Annotated in this window: 15 protein-coding genes and 1 tRNA gene; 7 read left to right on the top strand and 9 right to left on the bottom strand. The window is 72.0% G+C overall.

The window, feature by feature from the left end; translation table 11 throughout:
* The first annotated feature begins 46 nt into the window (after positions 1–46).
* Entirely contained in the window at positions 47–1150 is a 1104-nt protein-coding gene (locus DEJ04_RS03100) for a sugar-binding protein (protein WP_110864942.1), read from the top strand.
* A gap of 176 nt (positions 1151–1326) precedes the next feature.
* On the opposite strand, the gene DEJ04_RS03105 is transcribed toward DEJ04_RS03100, so the two are convergent.
* Genes DEJ04_RS03105 through dcd form a run of 3 tightly spaced genes read right to left on the bottom strand, consistent with a single transcriptional unit; the run spans position 1327 to position 2827 of the window.
* Positions 1327–1674 (bottom strand): DUF86 domain-containing protein, encoded by a 348-nt coding sequence (locus DEJ04_RS03105; protein ID WP_084740843.1) that lies wholly within the window; start codon positions 1672–1674, stop codon positions 1327–1329.
* On the bottom strand, positions 1671–2186 hold the full coding sequence (locus DEJ04_RS03110) for a helix-turn-helix domain-containing protein (RefSeq protein WP_110864943.1): 516 nt from the start codon (positions 2184–2186) through the stop codon (positions 1671–1673). The genes DEJ04_RS03105 and DEJ04_RS03110 overlap by 4 nt, the downstream gene beginning before the upstream one ends.
* A 53-nt stretch (positions 2187–2239) precedes the next feature.
* Positions 2240–2827, bottom strand: a complete 588-nt coding sequence (gene dcd / locus DEJ04_RS03115; protein WP_111046219.1) for a dCTP deaminase — start codon at positions 2825–2827, stop codon at positions 2240–2242.
* Between the two features lie 83 nt (positions 2828–2910).
* Between dcd and DEJ04_RS03120 the strand changes: the two genes are divergently transcribed.
* The gene (locus DEJ04_RS03120; protein ID WP_181437718.1) at positions 2911–4002 is read left to right on the top strand and encodes a GNAT family N-acetyltransferase; all 1092 of its coding nucleotides are present in this window, start codon (positions 2911–2913) and stop codon (positions 4000–4002) included.
* A gap of 52 nt (positions 4003–4054) precedes the next feature.
* Complete coding sequence (locus tag DEJ04_RS03125; RefSeq protein WP_111029677.1) at positions 4055–6100, top strand: cytochrome c oxidase assembly protein; 2046 nt, start codon at positions 4055–4057, stop codon at positions 6098–6100.
* Between the two features lie 36 nt (positions 6101–6136).
* On the opposite strand, the gene DEJ04_RS03130 is transcribed toward DEJ04_RS03125, so the two are convergent.
* Together DEJ04_RS03130 and DEJ04_RS03135 are read right to left on the bottom strand one after the other, a co-directional pair.
* Positions 6137–6484 (bottom strand): hypothetical protein, encoded by a 348-nt coding sequence (locus tag DEJ04_RS03130; RefSeq protein ID WP_027464937.1) that lies wholly within the window; start codon positions 6482–6484, stop codon positions 6137–6139.
* Positions 6474–7577: a DUF6177 family protein gene (locus DEJ04_RS03135; RefSeq protein WP_111029676.1), complete on the bottom strand. Its 1104-nt coding sequence runs from the start codon at positions 7575–7577 to the stop codon at positions 6474–6476. Before DEJ04_RS03135 ends, DEJ04_RS03130 begins: the two co-directional genes overlap by 11 nt.
* Positions 7578–7772: 195 nt before the next feature.
* Between DEJ04_RS03135 and DEJ04_RS03140 the strand changes: the two genes are divergently transcribed.
* From DEJ04_RS03140 to DEJ04_RS03155, 4 genes are all read left to right on the top strand, one after another.
* A tRNA-Gly gene (locus tag DEJ04_RS03140) sits at positions 7773–7843 on the top strand.
* Positions 7844–7865: 22 nt separating this feature from the next.
* The gene (locus tag DEJ04_RS03145) at positions 7866–9008 is read left to right on the top strand and encodes an FAD-dependent oxidoreductase (protein ID WP_111046221.1); all 1143 of its coding nucleotides are present in this window, start codon (positions 7866–7868) and stop codon (positions 9006–9008) included.
* A 194-nt stretch (positions 9009–9202) separates the two neighbouring features.
* Positions 9203–10264 (top strand): glycerate kinase, encoded by a 1062-nt coding sequence (locus DEJ04_RS03150; RefSeq protein ID WP_111046222.1) that lies wholly within the window; start codon positions 9203–9205, stop codon positions 10262–10264.
* A 136-nt stretch (positions 10265–10400) separates the two neighbouring features.
* Positions 10401–11447 carry an NAD(P)-dependent alcohol dehydrogenase gene (locus tag DEJ04_RS03155; protein WP_111046223.1) on the top strand — a complete coding sequence of 349 codons (1047 nt, stop codon included), beginning with the start codon at positions 10401–10403 and terminating at the stop codon, positions 11445–11447.
* 72 nt (positions 11448–11519) lie between these two features.
* On the opposite strand, the gene DEJ04_RS03160 is transcribed toward DEJ04_RS03155, so the two are convergent.
* Genes DEJ04_RS03160 through DEJ04_RS03175 form a run of 4 tightly spaced genes read right to left on the bottom strand, consistent with a single transcriptional unit; the run spans position 11520 to position 15440 of the window.
* The gene (locus DEJ04_RS03160; protein WP_111046224.1) at positions 11520–12956 is read right to left on the bottom strand and encodes a hypothetical protein; all 1437 of its coding nucleotides are present in this window, start codon (positions 12954–12956) and stop codon (positions 11520–11522) included.
* Entirely contained in the window at positions 12946–13812 is an 867-nt protein-coding gene (locus DEJ04_RS03165; RefSeq protein ID WP_111046225.1) for a TIGR03943 family putative permease subunit, read from the bottom strand. The genes DEJ04_RS03160 and DEJ04_RS03165 overlap by 11 nt, the downstream gene beginning before the upstream one ends.
* Positions 13799–14812, bottom strand: a complete 1014-nt coding sequence (locus tag DEJ04_RS03170; RefSeq protein WP_071246228.1) for a permease — start codon at positions 14810–14812, stop codon at positions 13799–13801. The genes DEJ04_RS03165 and DEJ04_RS03170 overlap by 14 nt, the downstream gene beginning before the upstream one ends.
* A 49-nt stretch (positions 14813–14861) precedes the next feature.
* Positions 14862–15440, bottom strand: a complete 579-nt coding sequence (locus tag DEJ04_RS03175; RefSeq protein ID WP_258371293.1) for a TetR/AcrR family transcriptional regulator — start codon at positions 15438–15440, stop codon at positions 14862–14864.
* Between the last annotated feature and the right edge of the window lie 7 nt (positions 15441–15447).

Consider the following 15447-nt stretch of genomic DNA (forward strand, 5'->3'; position numbering starts at 1 on the left):
CCGGGGCCTCGGCCCCACACCTCCTCAACGAAGAGAAAGCACTCACATGCGCAAGAAGATCGTCGCCGGCCTCAGCCTGGCGCTCATCGCGGGCCTCGCCCTCAGCGGTTGCTCGGCACGCGGCTCGTCCGACGACGCCGGCAGCACCAGCACCATCAAGAAGGGCGACCTCATCGGCGTCGCCCTGCCGGCCAAGACCTCGCAGAACTGGGTCCTCGCGGGCGCCGCGTTCAAGAAGTCGATCGAGGACGCCGGCTTCAAGGCCGACATCCAGTACGCCAACGCCGGCAACCCGGTGCCCGACCAGCAGTCGCAGATCTCGGGCATGATCACCAAGGGCGCCAAGGCCGTCATCATCGGTGCCGCCGACGGTTCGCAGCTGACCGCGCAGGTCAAGTCCGCCAAGGACCGTGGCGCCGTCGTCATCGCCTGGGACCGCAACATCCTGAACACGAAGAACGTCGACTACTACGTGGCGTTCAACAACTTCAAGGTCGGCCAGCTCCAGGCCGAGGCGCTGCTCAAGGGCCTCGAGGAGAAGAAGGGCGACAAGCCGTACAACGTCGAGCTCTTCGCCGGTTCGCCGGACGACGCCAACGCGACCGTGTTCTTCAACGGTGCGATGGACGTCCTGCAGCCGAAGATCGACGACGGCACCATCAAGGTCGTCTCCGGTCAGACCACGTTCCAGAAGGTCGTCACGCAGGGCTGGCTCGCGCAGAAGGCCCAGTCGCGCATGACCGACCTGCTCTCGCAGTACTACACGGGTGACACCGAGCTCGACGGCGTCCTGTCGCCGAACGACACCCTCGCCCGTGCGATCCTCACCGCGACCAAGGCCGCCGGCAAGGACAACCCCGTCGTGACGGGCCAGGACTCGGAGACCGCGTCCATCCCGCTCATCATGCAGGGCACGCAGTACTCGACGATCTTCAAGGACACGTCGAAGGAGGCCCAGGCGGCCGTCGACCTCGTCTCCACGCTGTCGAAGGGCGACAAGCCCGACACGAAGATGGACAAGACGAACAACTACAACGGCAAGAAGACGGTCCCCGCGATCGAGCTCACGCCGGTCCTGGTCACCAAGGACAACGCCGTCGAGGCCTACAAGGGCAACGACACCCTCGAGGAGCTCGCCAAGAAGGGCTGATCTCCCCAGCACCACGGACGGCCCCGTCTCGCCTCGGCGAGACGGGGCCGTCCTGCGTCGTCCGGGGGCCGGCCACACGCGGACGGGAGGCTCGGTGTACGTCGTGATCCGTGCCTCCAGTCCGCCCCGTGTTCCGCCCAGGGCACGTGGCCGCGCCCGCTCCGTGCCCGCGTCCGTCAGGGGTGGGCAGCGCGCAACCGGCGCGCGGCGTCGGCGAGGTGCGGCACGTCGGTGCGGGCGGTGCCGAACACCAGCGCACGCGTCGTGTCGAAGTACCGCCGGGTCAGCCGCTCCCCCAGGTCGGACACGCGCGACCACGGGATGCCGGGCTCGCTCGCGGTGACCCCGGCGGGGAGCACCCGGACCGCCTCACCGATCTCGACCAGGCGCATCCGGACCGCGTCGTGCACCAGGTCCTCGGGCACCCGCTCGTCGTCGATGTAGCGCCGGATCGCCTCGCACGCCCGGATGACGTCGTCGAGGCGGTCGGCCACGGCACGGCGGATGCCGGGCTGCCCGCTCACAGCGGCACCGCGGTCCGGACGACCCCGGGGCGCATGCCCGCGGCGTCGACGACGTCGACGCGGACTCCGAGCAACCGTTCGGCGGCGTCCTGGATGCGCATCAGCGCGAAGATGCCGAGCCCCGCGTCGACGTCGACCATCAGGTCGACGTCACTGTCCGGGCCGTCCTCACCCCGGGCGACGCTGCCGAAGATGCGGGGGTTCCGCCCACCGAACCGCTGCACGATCTCGATGAGGTCCTGCCGGGCCGCGACCACGCGCTCGAGGAGCGGCGGGGGTTCCTCGACCGGTTGCAGGTCGATCGTCGTCGTGAAGCCCGCCGCGCGGAGCATCCGCTGCAGGGCGGCGAGCGACGGTTCGCGCCGACCGTTCTCGTACGTGCTGATGACGCTCTGCGTGACGCCCGCGCGCTGGGCGAGCTGGACCTGGGTCAGTTCGGCGCGTTCACGGGCGTCGCGGATGAGCACCGCGGCCGACAGTGGCGGGGCGGACCGTGGGGGGACAGCGGACATGCTGCAACGATACACAGCATCCAACATTTCGTCCGCCGCCGGAGCGGCGCACCTCAGCGGGGGTCGGAGACGTCCGCGCGGTGGAAGTTCAGCGCCGAGCGCGACGCGGTCGGGCCACGCTGACCCTGGTAGCGGGACTGGTACTCGGCGGAACCGTAGGGCTTCTCGGCCGGGCTCGACAGCTGGAAGAAGCACAGCTGTCCGATCTTCATCCCCGGCCAGAGCTTGATGGGCAGGGTCGCGACGTTCGACAGCTCGAGCGTCACGTGCCCGGAGAACCCGGGGTCGATGAAGCCCGCGGTCGAGTGGGTCAGGAGGCCGAGGCGGCCGAGCGAGCTCTTGCCCTCGAGCCGCGCCGCGATGTCGTCGGGCAGCGTCACGACCTCGAACGTGGAACCGAGGACGAACTCACCCGGGTGCAGCACGAACGCCTCGTCCGGGTCGGTCTCGACCAGGCGGGTCAGGTCGGGCTGGTCCACCGCGGGGTCGATGTGCGGGTACTTGTGGTTGTCGAACAGCCGGAAGAACTTGTCGAGCCGGACGTCGATGCTCGACGGCTGCACGAGCGAGGCGTCGTACGGGTCGAGGCCGATCCGGCCTTCGGCGAGCTGGGCGGTGATGTCGCGGTCGGAGAGCAGCACGGACGAAGCCTAGCGGCAGCGGGCGTTGCGCCGGTATGCTGCCAGGCTGCCCACCGCCCGCGCGGGCGGCGTTCGGAGCAGTGATGAGCACGTACACCGTCGACGAGATCACGGTGCCCGCCTCGATGGACGACGACCCGGCGACCGTCGCGACCTTCGCCGAGTGGCTCGCGGTGTCCGACGGCGCCGAAGCCGCCGTGCACGGGCTGCACGAGTTGGCCTGGACGCCGGAGGAGTACCTGCCGCTGTGCCGCGAACCGGGTGCCCCGAGCCGGCTCGTCGTCGCCCGCGACGACCGCGGCACCGTGGTCGGTGCGGGCTCGTACGACACGAAGCAGGAGCCCGGCACCACCAACTGCTGGCTGTCGGTCGGCGTCGTCCCCGAGCACCAGCGCCGCGGTGTCGGGACGCTGCTCGCCGACCACCTGGAGTCGATGGCCCGCGCCGACGGCCGCACGCAGTGGAAGACGTACGCCGTCTCGCGGCAGGTCGGGCCCGCGTCCGGTCCCGGGTACGTGCAGGCCCCGACGGGGTTCGGCGCCGTCCCGGAGGACGAGGCCGGGGTGCGGTTCCTGACCGCCCGCGGCTGGCACTTCGGCCAGGTGAACCGGATCAGCCGGCTCCCGCTGCCCGCCGACGCATCCGTGGTGCGCGGACTGCACGAGCGGGCGTCTGCTGCCGCCGGGCCGGAGTACCGCGTGCACGCCTGGACCGGTCGCACGCCGGAGCAGTGGCTCGACGGCATCGCCCTGCTCGAGACCCGGATGAGCACCGACGCGCCCGCCGGGGACATGGAGGAGCCCGAGGACGTCTGGACCGCCGAACGGCTCCGGGAGCACGAGGACGAGCTCGCCCGGGCACCGCGCACCCTGCTCACCGTGGCCGTCGAGCACGTGCCGACGACCACCCTGGCCGGTTTCACGCAGCTGTCCGTGCCGGACGACCCCGCACGGCCGGCACAGCAGTGGGACACCCTGGTGCTCCGCGAGCACCGCGGCCACCGGCTCGGCTGGCTGCTCAAGGTCGTCGGGATCCAGGAGCTCGAGCGGCGGTTCCCGGGGCGTCCCTCGGTCATCACGTTCAACGCGGAGGAGAACCGCCACATGCTCGACGTGAACGAGGCCGTCGGGTTCGTCGGCGTCGGCTGCGAGGGCATCTGGGAACGGCGGGTCTGAGCGCGCATCCGAGGGGCCGCCGTCCAGCCGACACGCCTACGATTGGACGGTCATGACCGTCACGTCACCCGAAACCCAGCCCACGGGGTCAGCGCCGGACGCCGCCCCCACCACCGGGCGCTCGTCCACCGTCGCGACGGTCCTCGTCATCGCGATCCCGCTGGCCGTCGCGTGCTCGATCCTCGGGCTGACGATCACCGGTGCCTTCAGCGCGAGTCAGCAGCTGGTGTCCGCCGGCGAGGTCGTCGAGTACGGCCTGCCGATCGCCCGCGTCGTGCACGACACGATGGCGGCGCTGACCATCGGGCTCCTCATCGTCGCCGCCTTCGCGCTGCCCGCGCAGAAGAAGGACCACGGCGCCCTGTCCAGCGTGCAGCACCGTGCGACCCGGTGGGCTGCTGCGACCGGCGCCGTCTGGTTCCTGGCCGCCGCGGTGAGCATCGTCCTGACCGGCGCGAACACCCTCGGTGTCCCGCTCACCAGCCCGGTGTTCGCCCGCAACTTCATGCTCTTCGCGTTCCAGGTCGAGATCGGCCAGGCGCTCGTGGTCTCGGCTGCCGCGATCCTCGTCGCCACGGTGGTGGCCGCCTTCGCCACCCGGGTGACGACCCTGGCGTTCGCCACCGTGATCGGCCTGTTCGCCCTGCTCCCCCTGGCCCTGTCCGGTCACGCCGCCGGGTCGCTCGAGCACGCGAACGCGGTGAACTCGCTCGCGATCCACCTGGTCGGGGTGTGCGTGTGGGCCGGTGGCCTGGTCGCCGTGGTCCTGCTCCGCACCCGCACCAAGGGCGCGACCGGACGCGTGATCGCCCGGTACTCGACGCTCGCCGGCTGGTCGTTCGGGGCCGTGGCGTTCTCCGGCATCGTCAACGCGTCGCTGCGTCTGACCGGCCCGCTCGACCTGTTCACGACCACGTACGGCTGGCTCATCACCGTCAAGGCGCTCATCCTCGTGCTGCTCGGCGTCGCGGGGATCGTGCAGCGCCGGAAGCTCGTGCCCGGGCTCCTCCGCGCGCCGCTCGACCGCCGCCTGTTCACCCGGTTCGCCCTGGCCGAGATCGTGTTCATGGCCGTGGCCATCGGTGTCTCGGTCGCCGTGTCCCGCTCGCAGCCGCCGATCCCGCAGACCCCGGCGACGGGCGAGGACACCCGCTCCGGCCTGATCGGGTTCCCGTTCCCGCCTGCGCAGACCACGCAGACCTACCTGACCCAGTGGCACATCGACTGGGTGTGGCTCGGTCTGGCCGTCGTCGGGGCCGTCTGGTACCTGCTGGCGGTGCGCAAGCTGCGGAAGCGCGGCGACGCCTGGCCCGTCGGGCGCACCATCGCCTGGCTGATCGGCTGCGCCCTGTTCATCTGGACGACGTCGGCCGGCCCTGCCGTGTACGGCATGATCCACTTCTCGTCGCACATGCTCCAGCACATGCTGCTGATGATGTTCGTCCCGCTGCCGCTCGTGCTCGGCGGCCCGGTGCTGCTCGCGCTCCGCACTCTGCCGGTCCGGAACGACGGCTCACGCGGCGCCCGCGAGTGGCTCATGCTCTTCGTGCACTCCCGTTGGATGCAGTTCCTCGGCAAGCCCGCCGTCGCCGGGATCATCTTCGCCGGGTCCCTCGTGGTGTTCTACTTCACGCCGGCGTACCAGGCCGCGATGCAGTCGCACGAGTGGCACGTCGCGATGATCATCCACTTCGTCCTGAGCGGCTACCTGTTCTTCTGGGTCTTCGTCGGTGTCGACCCGGGCCCCCAGCGCCCGCCGTACCCGATGCTCATCATCACCCTGCTGGCCACCCTGGCGTTCCACGCGTTCTTCGGCGTCGCGGTCATGACGTCGCAGTCGGTGTTCGCGATCGACTGGTTCCACGCGCTGGGCCAGACCAACGACGCCGCACTGCTCGACGACCAGCACACCGGCGGCGGCATCGCCTGGGGCGCTTCGGAGCTCCCGATGGTGTTCGTGGCCCTGCTCGTCGTCCGGAACTGGATGCGCTCGGACAAGCGCGACGCGAAGCGCCTCGACCGCAAGGCCGACCGCGACGGTGACGCCGACCTCAAGGCGTACAACGAGCGCCTGGCGGCGATGAGCAAGCGGGACTGACCCGCAGCACGGGTCACACGGCGGGCGTTGCCCCGGTCAGTCCCCGTGGACGATGCAGACCGCGTCGAGGTCCATCGCGGCCTCGAGCGCGGCCGAGATCCCCGATTCCCCGTCGGGGCCGGCGGGGGTCACGGTGTCGACCCACCACAGCGGTGTCGCCAGGGTCGGGGCGTCCGGCAGGATCCGCTCGACCTCGTCGAAGGAGTCCACTCGGCGCACGCCGAGCACGGTGATCACCGGGTGCGTGGCGTCACGGCAGACCTGCATCATCGGGCCGTCGTCGAGCGCCCGGACACCCCAGGTCTCGTCGTGCAGCAGGAGCGCCTCCGCCACCTCGCGCGTCTCCACCGGCTGGCGGCAGAGGATGGTGACGTCACGCGGCACCCTGACCGCCCACCATCCGGTCGTCGCGGACGTGGCCGTCGAGCGTGCCCTCGTCGTGCGCGGGGTCGAGCGGTGCGCCACCGACCAGCTGCAGGAAGCGGTCCTCGTCGATGCGGTCGAGGAACGACTCGAGCGCTTCCCAGCCGTCCTCGAAGCGGACGATCATGCCGCCGTCGTCAGCGGCGTCGGCATCCGGGCGGGCGGCCGAGCCGGCTGCGAAGGTCGCGGTCGTGGTGCGCGGTGGCGGCCAGACGCCGTCGCGGTCCAGGAAGCCGGCGGCCTCGGGGCCCACGACGACGGCGAGCGGCGACGGTTCGCCGTGCGAGACGGCCCGCACCAGGTGGTCGGCGTCGCCGCGGCGCTGCATGACCACGCCGAACACCGGGACGACCTGGTCGGCGACCCGCTGCACGGCGTCGAACATCCGGTTCGCCAGCCCCGGGTCGGTGTTCTCCTCGGGCACGGTGAGCACGGCGGACATCGTCTCGACGACGACCCCGCCGACCAGGTGCGCGGTCATCGTCGCGGAGAACCCCTCGCCGACGGCGTACGAGGTCGAGATGCCGGGTGCCTCGTGCTTCGCGTACTGCGTGACGACCCAGCGGTCCCACGGCACGGTGAGCGGTTCGGCGGTGCCCCACCGCGTCGGGCAGGTGCCGACCGTGTGGCACAGCGCCTCGATCGCGGAGCCCATGTCGACCGCACGCCCGGGGTGGTGGCGGAGGGTCAGGTCGATGCTGATCTGTCGCACCGAGTCGGCCGAGACGGGGTGCTCGGGCGACGGGGTGCCCACGAGTTCGGGGCCGCGGTGCACGAAGTCCTCGATGTCCGATGCGGCGACGCCGGTCCGGCCGTCACGCAGCGTGCCGTCGAAGTCGGACACCGCCCACGCGGCGCCGTACGCGCCGAGCGCATGACGGAGTGCCGGGGTGATCGCCGCGGCCCGGCCGGTGCGGAGCACGACCGTCCGTCCGGCGTCCGCCGACCGACGGAGCAGCGAGGCGAGCGCGTCCGTCAGCCACACGACGGGCGAGGCGGACTCGACCACGATCGCCGAGCCGACCACGTCGTCGATGAGGGGATGCCTGACCATCCGGGTCCTCCTCGGTTCGGGGCTGGAACTCCCTGGACGGTACACACGGGGGCGACACCTGTCCGTCAGGCGCCCACCCTCACAGCGGAGACTCGGGAGGCGCGACACGCGCCCGCGAGACGGCGTACGGTGCGCGGCCGGCTGGCTTCCAGGCGAGAATCCGCTAGGCTTGCCGAGTCCCGTTCTGCGGGGCGCGCGAGTGTAGTTCAATGGTAGAACTCCAGCTTCCCAAGCTGGTAGCGCGGGTTCGATTCCCGTCACTCGCTCCGTCGGACGTACGCTCGCCGCATGTCCTCCTCCTCCGGTTCCCCCGAACCCATCGCACCCGTGGTCGTCATCGGTGCCGGGGTCGTCGGCGCTGCGACCGCGTACGCCCTCACCGCCCGCGGCGAGCGCGTCCTGCTCGTGGAACAGCACGCTCGCGGCCACCACCTCGGGTCCTCGCACGGTGCGACCCGGATCTTCCGGCAGGGCTACGCCGACCCGGAGTACGTCGCGCTGACCGCCCGCGCACTGGCGCTGTGGGAAGCGCTCGAGGCCGCTTCCGGCGAAGAGCTCATCGTCCGCACGGGTGCCGTCGACCACGGTCGGCCCGAGGTCGTCGACGCGATCGCCGCGGCCCTCGCCGACGCGGACATCCCGCACGATTCGCTCACGCCGGACCAGGCGGCGGCGCGCTGGCCCGGCATCGCGTTCGAGGGGAGCGTGCTGGCCCACCCCTCGGCCGGGCGCATCCGCTCCGACCGGACGATCGAGGTGTTCCTCACGCTGGCCGAAGAGACCGGTCTCGCCGACCTGCGGTTCGACACGCGGGTCACCGGGCTCGAGGACCACGGTGACGACGTCACCGTGACGCTGTCCGACGGCAGCGCCGTCCGCACCGCGTCCGTGGTGGCCGCGGTGGGCTCGTGGGCCCCCACGCTGGTCGGCGAGCTGCTCACCGGACGCGGGGCGGGCCTCCCGGCCATCCGCGTCACCCAGGAGCAGCCGGCCCACTTCCCCAGCCACCTGCCGGACGCGGCCTGGCCGAGCTTCGTGCACTGGGCCGACGGCGACGACGTGTACGGGCTGCTGACGCCGGGCGAGGGTGTCAAGGTCGGGTTCCACGGCACCGGGCCGATCGTCGACCCGGACCACCGGGACTTCATGCCCGTGCCGACCGAGGCCGAGCGACTGCAGGCGTACGTCGCGCGGTACGTGCCGGGGGCCGACGCGACGAAGCCGACGTTCATCAGCTGCCTGTACGACAACTCCCCCGACGAGGACTTCGTCATCGACCGGGTCGGACCGCTGACCGTGGCGACGGGGTTCTCCGGGCACGGCTTCAAGTTCGCGCCGCTGCTCGGCGAGATGCTCGCGGACCTCGCCATGGGCGGCGTGCCGCACCCGCGCTTCGCCCTGCCGGAGCCGGTCGCCGCGCCCCCGCTCTGACGCCAGCGCGCGGTCGTTCGCGAGACGCCGGCGTGTTCGTTCGACGCCGTCATGTCGTCGAGACGCCGCCGAATCCGGAGGCGTCTCGCGGACGACGCGGCGTCCTGCGCACACACCGGCGTCTCACACCCGCGCACACGCCGTCGTCTTCTGCGCACGCCGTCGCCTGGCGACCGGCCGCTACGGTGGGAGCCGTGCGCATCATCGTGGCTCCGGACTCGTTCAAGGGCACCGCGACGGCGGCGTCGATCGCTGCGGCGGTCCGTGCCGGCTGGCTGACCGAACGCCCCGACGACGACGTGGTGCTCGTCCCGATGGCCGACGGCGGCGAGGGCACGCTCGACGCCTTCGAGACCGCCGTCCCCGGGGCCGTCCGGGTGCCCGTCACCGTGACCGGGCCGGCCGGGACACCGGTCGACACCCACTGGCTGCGGCTGCCCGACGGCCGCGCGGTGGTGGAGCTCGCGGCGACGAGCGGCCTCCCCCTGCTCGACGCACCGATGCCGGACACGGCGACGAGCCGCGGGTTCGGCGAGGCGATCGCCGCCGCGCTCGACACAGGGGCCACGGGACTCGTGCTCGGCATCGGGGGCAGCGCGTCCACCGACGGCGGGCGTCCGGTGCTCGAGGCGCTCGGACTCGACAGCGACGGAGCCGGCACCGACGGCCTCCGGGCACTCCCCCCGCTCGGCGTCACCGTGCTCACCGACGTGACCTCTCCGCTGCTCGGTCCGACCGGTGCCGCCGCGGTCTTCGGCCCGCAGAAGGGCATCACGCCCGACCGTGTGGCGTCCTTCGACGACCGGCTCACCACCTGGGTCGCGCGGTTCCCCGACGTCGACCCGGACACCCCGGGCGCCGGAGCCGCCGGCGGTGTCGGGTTCGGCCTGCTGGTGTGGGGCGCCACGCTCGCCGGTGGGGCCGCGGCCGTCGCCGAGGTCCTCGGGCTGCCGGCGCTGCTCGAGGGGTCCGACGTGAACGGTGCCGACGTCGTGATCAGCGGCGAAGGGTGCTTCGACGGGCAGAGCGCCGTCGGCAAGGTGCCCTCGGTGGTCCGCGACCTGACCGCGGCGCACGCTCCCGGAGCCCGCTCGATGCTCGTCGCCGGCGCGATCGAGGCCCCGCTCGACGACTACGCGGCTGCGGCGTCGCTCACCGTGCTCGCGACGCAGACCACCGGCGAGCCCGACGACGCCCTCGCCGACCCGCTGCGCTTCGCCACGATCGCCGGGCAGCGGTTGGCCCGGCTCGCCTGAGCGAGCAGAACGCCGCGACGCGCCCGTCCGCGGGCACAGGGGTGTCCTGGTTGTACCTCCCACCCGGCCGCAGCTGCGCGCACACTGGTTCCGGGCCGGAACCGGCCCGCAACGCACCACCCCCACGAGGAGATCATTGCGCACCGTCAACGCGTACGCGGCACCGTCAGCGACCGAGCCGCTCGTCAAGACCACCATCACCCGTCGGGACGTCGGCCCGGACGACGTCGCGATCGACATCGCCTACGCCGGCATCTGCCACTCGGACATCCACACCGTCCGCGGTGAGTGGGGCCCCATCCAGTACCCGCAGGTCGTCGGCCACGAGATCGTCGGCCACGTGACCGAGGTCGGCGAGAACGTCACCAAGCACAAGGTCGGCGACCGCGTCGGCGTCGGCTGCATGGTGAACTCGTGCGGCGAGTGCGAGAACTGCGTCGCCGGCCAGGAGCAGTACTGCCTCAAGGGCAACATCGGCACCTACGCCAGCGTCGACCCGGCCGACGGCTCGATCACCCAGGGCGGCTACTCGCAGGCCGTCGTGGTGAACGAGGACTTCGTCCTCCGTGTCCCCGAGTCGCTCGACATCGAGAAGGTCGCGCCGCTGCTCTGCGCCGGCATCACCACCTACTCGCCGCTGCACCACTGGAACGCCGGTCCCGGCACCAAGGTCGCCGTCGTCGGCATGGGCGGGCTCGGCCACATGGCCGTCAAGATCGCCGTCGCGCTCGGCGCCGAGGTCACCGTCCTGTCGCAGACCACCTCGAAGCAGGAGGACTCGCTCCGCTACGGCGCGAAGGCCCACTACGCGACGAAGGACCCGGAGACGTTCGAGAAGCTCGCGAACTCCTTCGAGCTGATCATCAACACCGTTTCGGCGAAGATCCCGATGGGCTCCTACCTCGGCCTGCTCAAGGTCGACGGCACGCTCGTCAACGTGGGCGCTCCGTCCGAGCCGCTCGAGGTGCCGGCCTTCGCGCTCATCCCGCGTCGGCTCAGCTGGGCGGGTTCCGCCATTGGCGGCATCCAGGAGACCCAGGAGATGCTCGACTTCTGCGCCGAGCACGGGATCCTCCCGGAGACCGAGCTCATCAGCGCCGACCAGATCAACGAGGCCTACGAGCGCGTGCTGTCCTCGGACGTCCGCTACCGCTTCGTGATCGACACGGCCACGCTGGCGTAGTCGTCACCACCTGACAGACGGAAGGCCCGTTGCCGGCTGGCAACGGGCCTCCTGTCTGTCGTCTCGGTTCCGTCAGCCGACCTCGTCACCGGACGGCAGCGCGCCGCACCAGTCGACGGAGCCCGCGTCGATGCTCGCCTCGAGTGCGCCGGAGGCCGCGTCGACGATGCTCACGAGCTCGCCGGTCGCCGACTTCGTCGCGACCGCGACGAACTGACTGTTCGGGGACGGGCAGACCGCGGTGACGCTCGCGTCGTCCGGGATCGTCACGGGCAGCCGGGAGGCCCGTCCCCCGTCCACGCGCACGATCCGTGCCGCGATGGTGCCGTCCGACCGCACGTCCCCCAGCACCCGCAGGTACGTGTCGTCGGACAGCTGGGCGATGCGGCCGAGGACGGCCGCATCGGTGCTCGCGGCGGGCGCCTGCAGCGCCGACTTCGACCCGTCGGTCAGGTCCAGCCGCTCGATGCCGGTGCCCGTCTCGACGACGGCGGTGGTGCCGGTGCCGACGAAGCCGTGCAGGTAGGTGGCGCTGCCGAGCCGGACCGGGTCGGCACGCCCGCTCATGTCGACGAGCACCAGGTCGTCGCTGCCCGTCCGGACCAGTGCGCTCTCGGTGCGCGGCACGTAGGCCCACTGCCCGACCGTCATCGGCACGGCCCCCGTCTTCGGCTTGCCGTTCGCCGCGATCGCCGTGGGCATGTGCGTACCCGTCATGTCGACCACGTACAGGCCGGTGTTCCGGGACTGCCCGGTCGAGGTGTCGGCGTACTCGAACCCGAACGAGGCACCGTCGTCGGCGACGTGGAGCGCCGTGACGCGACCCTCGGAGGTCGGCAGGGTGAGGTGTTCGACGGGGGCGTCGGCGTCCTGCACGCCACCGCTCAGCGCCACGATGTCCACGGACGAGCTGGCGTCCGTGCCGCTCACGACCACCAGGGAGCGGCCGAGCCGGGCGTACTCGGAGATCGCGGTGCCCTCGTAGACCGTCGTGGCGCCGCCCGCGTCGAGGGATCGCCGGACGATGCGGTCCTTCGCCCCGGCCTGCCCCGGCACGAGTGCGAGCACGTCGGTGCTGCCGGTGCGGATCGCCGCGGTCAGGTCGGACGTGGCGCGCTGCCCGGGTGCCCGGACGTCCGCGACCGTCACGGTGTACTCGCGGTCGTACGCCAGGGGTCCGGCGAACTCGACGGCGATGGTGTTGCCGCTCGAGGTCACGGTGTGCGCCGCAGCCGGGCTGACCCGGACGTCGGCGGCGGCGACCTTCTGCAGCGCCTGGTTGGCCGTCAGGATCACCCGCTGGGCCGGCCGGGTGACGAGGCCGGTCGCGTCGTAGGACACGTCGCGGAGCCGCGGGCCCTGCTGCGAGCCGACGACCGCGGCGAGCGCGGCGACCACGGCGAGGACCACCACGACGGCGACGTACCGGCGGTGGAAGCGGTGTGCGACGGGGCGGCGCTCGCGGCGCTGGTCACCGTGGTGCTGGTCTCCGCGGCGCTCAGAACTCATACGGGTCCTCGGGCTGCGCGATGTCGGTGATCTTCGCGGCCTTGACGACGATGCGGGCGTCGGCGGACTGGTCCGGGTTGGCGGCCAGGGCTCCGCGGACGGTGACCCACTGGCCCTCGTCGGGGACGGTCCCGGTGCCGTCGCCGTCGCCGGTCACGACACCGAGGCCGACCGGTTGCGCGTCCACGGCGCAGCAGCTGATCACGAAGCGGGTGAGGGTGAAGGACCCGTCGTCGCCGGGCACCACGAAGCCGGTCAGTTCGACCTGCTTGCCGACCAGGGCCGTGGTGTCCGTGGTCTGCCGGATCAGCGCGGCCCAGTCCTTGACGCCGTACTCCGAGGTGTCGACGCCCTCGCTGCCGAGCAGCTGCACCGCGGACTCCGAGCCGGTGGCGTTGGACAGGGTCGCGGAGTCCACGCTCCGCTGCTGGGCGGTGCGGGCGGACAGGGTCGTCGGCGGCAGGACGAGCATCGCGACGGTGACGCCGATCGTGACGACGGCGGCGGCTCCGCCGAGGACGAGGCGGACGGCGCGACCACGGCCGGGGCGCGGCTCGTGGGCGTCGGCGGCGTGCTCGTCGGCGGCGGTGGCGTGCCCGTGCGCGCCGGCGTCGTCGGGCTCGTCCGCTTCGTCGGCGTGCGTGTGACCGTACCCGCGCGCGATGGCCACCAGTCCGGCGATCGACGCGGGCACCCCGACGGCGGCGAGCACGACCGTGAACACCGAGTAGCGCGGGTTGATGTACAGGTCGAGGTGCCCGACCAGCGCGAGCCACAGCGTGCAGAGGGCGGCGACCAACACCGACCCGAGACCCAGGTACGCGGCCGCGTTGCTGCGTGCATCAGACGAGGACATTCATCACCAACCCGACGGCTCCGGCGAACAGGACGCACACGACGGACAGCAGCACCAGGAAGCGGACCCGGAACGTCGTGCGCAGCAGGGCGATCATCTTGACGTCGATGATCGGCCCGATGATCAGGAAGGCCGTGATCGACCCGGGCAGGAACGTCGACGCGAAGGACAGCGCGAAGAAGGCGTCGACGTTCGAGCAGAGCGACACCGTCATCGCCAGCAGCATCATCGCCGCGACGGACAGCACCGGGTTCGAGCCGACGGCCACCAGGGTCGATCGGGGCACGGCGACCTGGATCGCCGCGGCCAGGCCGGCACCGACGAACAGTGCCGGCATCATCGTCGCCGTCTCGCCGCCGAACTGCGCGGCGCTCTGCCGCCAGCGGTGCAGGCCGCGGGGCGCTCCGACGGCCGCACGGCACCGGGCCTCGAAGGCGGGGAGCAGCAGGTCGGCCGGACGGCGGTGCGCGGCGACGATCCAGCCGACGAGGTTCGCGATGACGAACCCGCCGACGATGCGCACCGGCAGGATCCACCCGGACCAACCGAACGCCTGCGCGGTGCTGATGATGACGAGCGGGTTGAGGATCGGGGCCGCGACGAGGAACGTGACGGCCTCGGCCGGCGTGAACCCACGCATCATCAGGCCGCGGGCGAGGGGCACGTTCCCGCACTCGCACACCGGGAAGAGCATGCCGATCAGGGAGATCACGGCACGACGGCCGAAGGCGTTCTGCGGCAGGACCTTCTCGAGCGCGCCGACCGGCACCCAGACCTCGACGACGATCGACAGCACGATGCCGAGCACCACGAACGGCAGGGACTCGACGACGACGCTGATCGCCAGCGTGAGGAAGTCCTGCACGACGTCCGGCAGCCCGGTCGACCCGATGCTCGGGGAGAACAGCCGGATGCCCAGCAGGACGACGACGGCGAGCAGCACCAGGCCGGGGCCGGTGAGGCTCCGGGTGCGCTGCGGCGGCCGCGTGGTCGTCGTCACCGGGACAGGATAGGTGACGCCTCCTGCCCGGGGCTGCGCACGGGGCGGCTCAACCCGCGGTGACGCCGTCCAGGTGCCGGTCGAGCACGTCGATCGCCCAGTCGCCGGACTCCCCCGGAGCCAGTCGGACGACCTGCATCGCGAGCCCGTCCAGGAGCGCGTGCAGACGGCAGGCCTCGTACTCCCGGTCGTCCGCCGGTACCCCGAGCAACCGGAGGACCTCCTCGCACCACGTCCGCATCGCCGCGACGGTCCGGTCGAGCGTCGGCCGGAGCCCGACGTCGGTGAGCGCGGCGTTGCCGAGTGCCAGGTAGACCTCGAGCTCGACGACCCGCTCCTCGTCGAGGGGCAGCAGCTCGAGCACGATCCGGCGTGCGCGTCGGGCCGGCGTCAGGTCAGCGGGGATGGCGTCGATGCGCTCGCGGATCCGGTCGAACACGAGCGTGATGGTGTGCTCGCGGACGCTCGCCTGGGTCGGGAACGTGTAGCGGACCGTGCTCGGCGGCAGCCCCGCCTCGGCGGCGACGTTCCGCACGCTCAACGCTCCGAGCCCGTCGCGCACGAGGACCCGGCACGCCGCCTCGGACACGGTGCGGCGCCGTTCGTCGACGTCCATGCTCCTGGCCACGACGCCA

The organism is Curtobacterium sp. MCLR17_044 (genome assembly GCF_003234435.1).
GTDB classification, from domain to species: Bacteria; Actinomycetota; Actinomycetes; order Actinomycetales; family Microbacteriaceae; genus Curtobacterium; species Curtobacterium flaccumfaciens.

What these genes read in the sequence shown, in the direction of transcription:
- DEJ04_RS03120 (WP_181437718.1), top strand. Translation starts at nt 2,911, where the DNA reads ATGAGCACGTACACCGTCGACGAGATCACGGTGCCCGCCTCGATGGAC.
- DEJ04_RS03135 (WP_111029676.1), bottom strand. Translation starts at nt 7,577, where the DNA reads ATGGTCAGGCATCCCCTCATCGACGACGTGGTCGGCTCGGCGATCGTG.
- DEJ04_RS03100 (WP_110864942.1), top strand. Translation starts at nt 47, where the DNA reads ATGCGCAAGAAGATCGTCGCCGGCCTCAGCCTGGCGCTCATCGCGGGC.
- DEJ04_RS03110 (WP_110864943.1), bottom strand. Translation starts at nt 2,186, where the DNA reads ATGTCCGCTGTCCCCCCACGGTCCGCCCCGCCACTGTCGGCCGCGGTG.
- DEJ04_RS03165 (WP_111046225.1), bottom strand. Translation starts at nt 13,812, where the DNA reads ATGTCCTCGTCTGATGCACGCAGCAACGCGGCCGCGTACCTGGGTCTC.
- DEJ04_RS03160 (WP_111046224.1), bottom strand. Translation starts at nt 12,956, where the DNA reads ATGAGTTCTGAGCGCCGCGGAGACCAGCACCACGGTGACCAGCGCCGC.
- DEJ04_RS03125 (WP_111029677.1), top strand. Translation starts at nt 4,055, where the DNA reads ATGACCGTCACGTCACCCGAAACCCAGCCCACGGGGTCAGCGCCGGAC.
- DEJ04_RS03145 (WP_111046221.1), top strand. Translation starts at nt 7,866, where the DNA reads ATGTCCTCCTCCTCCGGTTCCCCCGAACCCATCGCACCCGTGGTCGTC.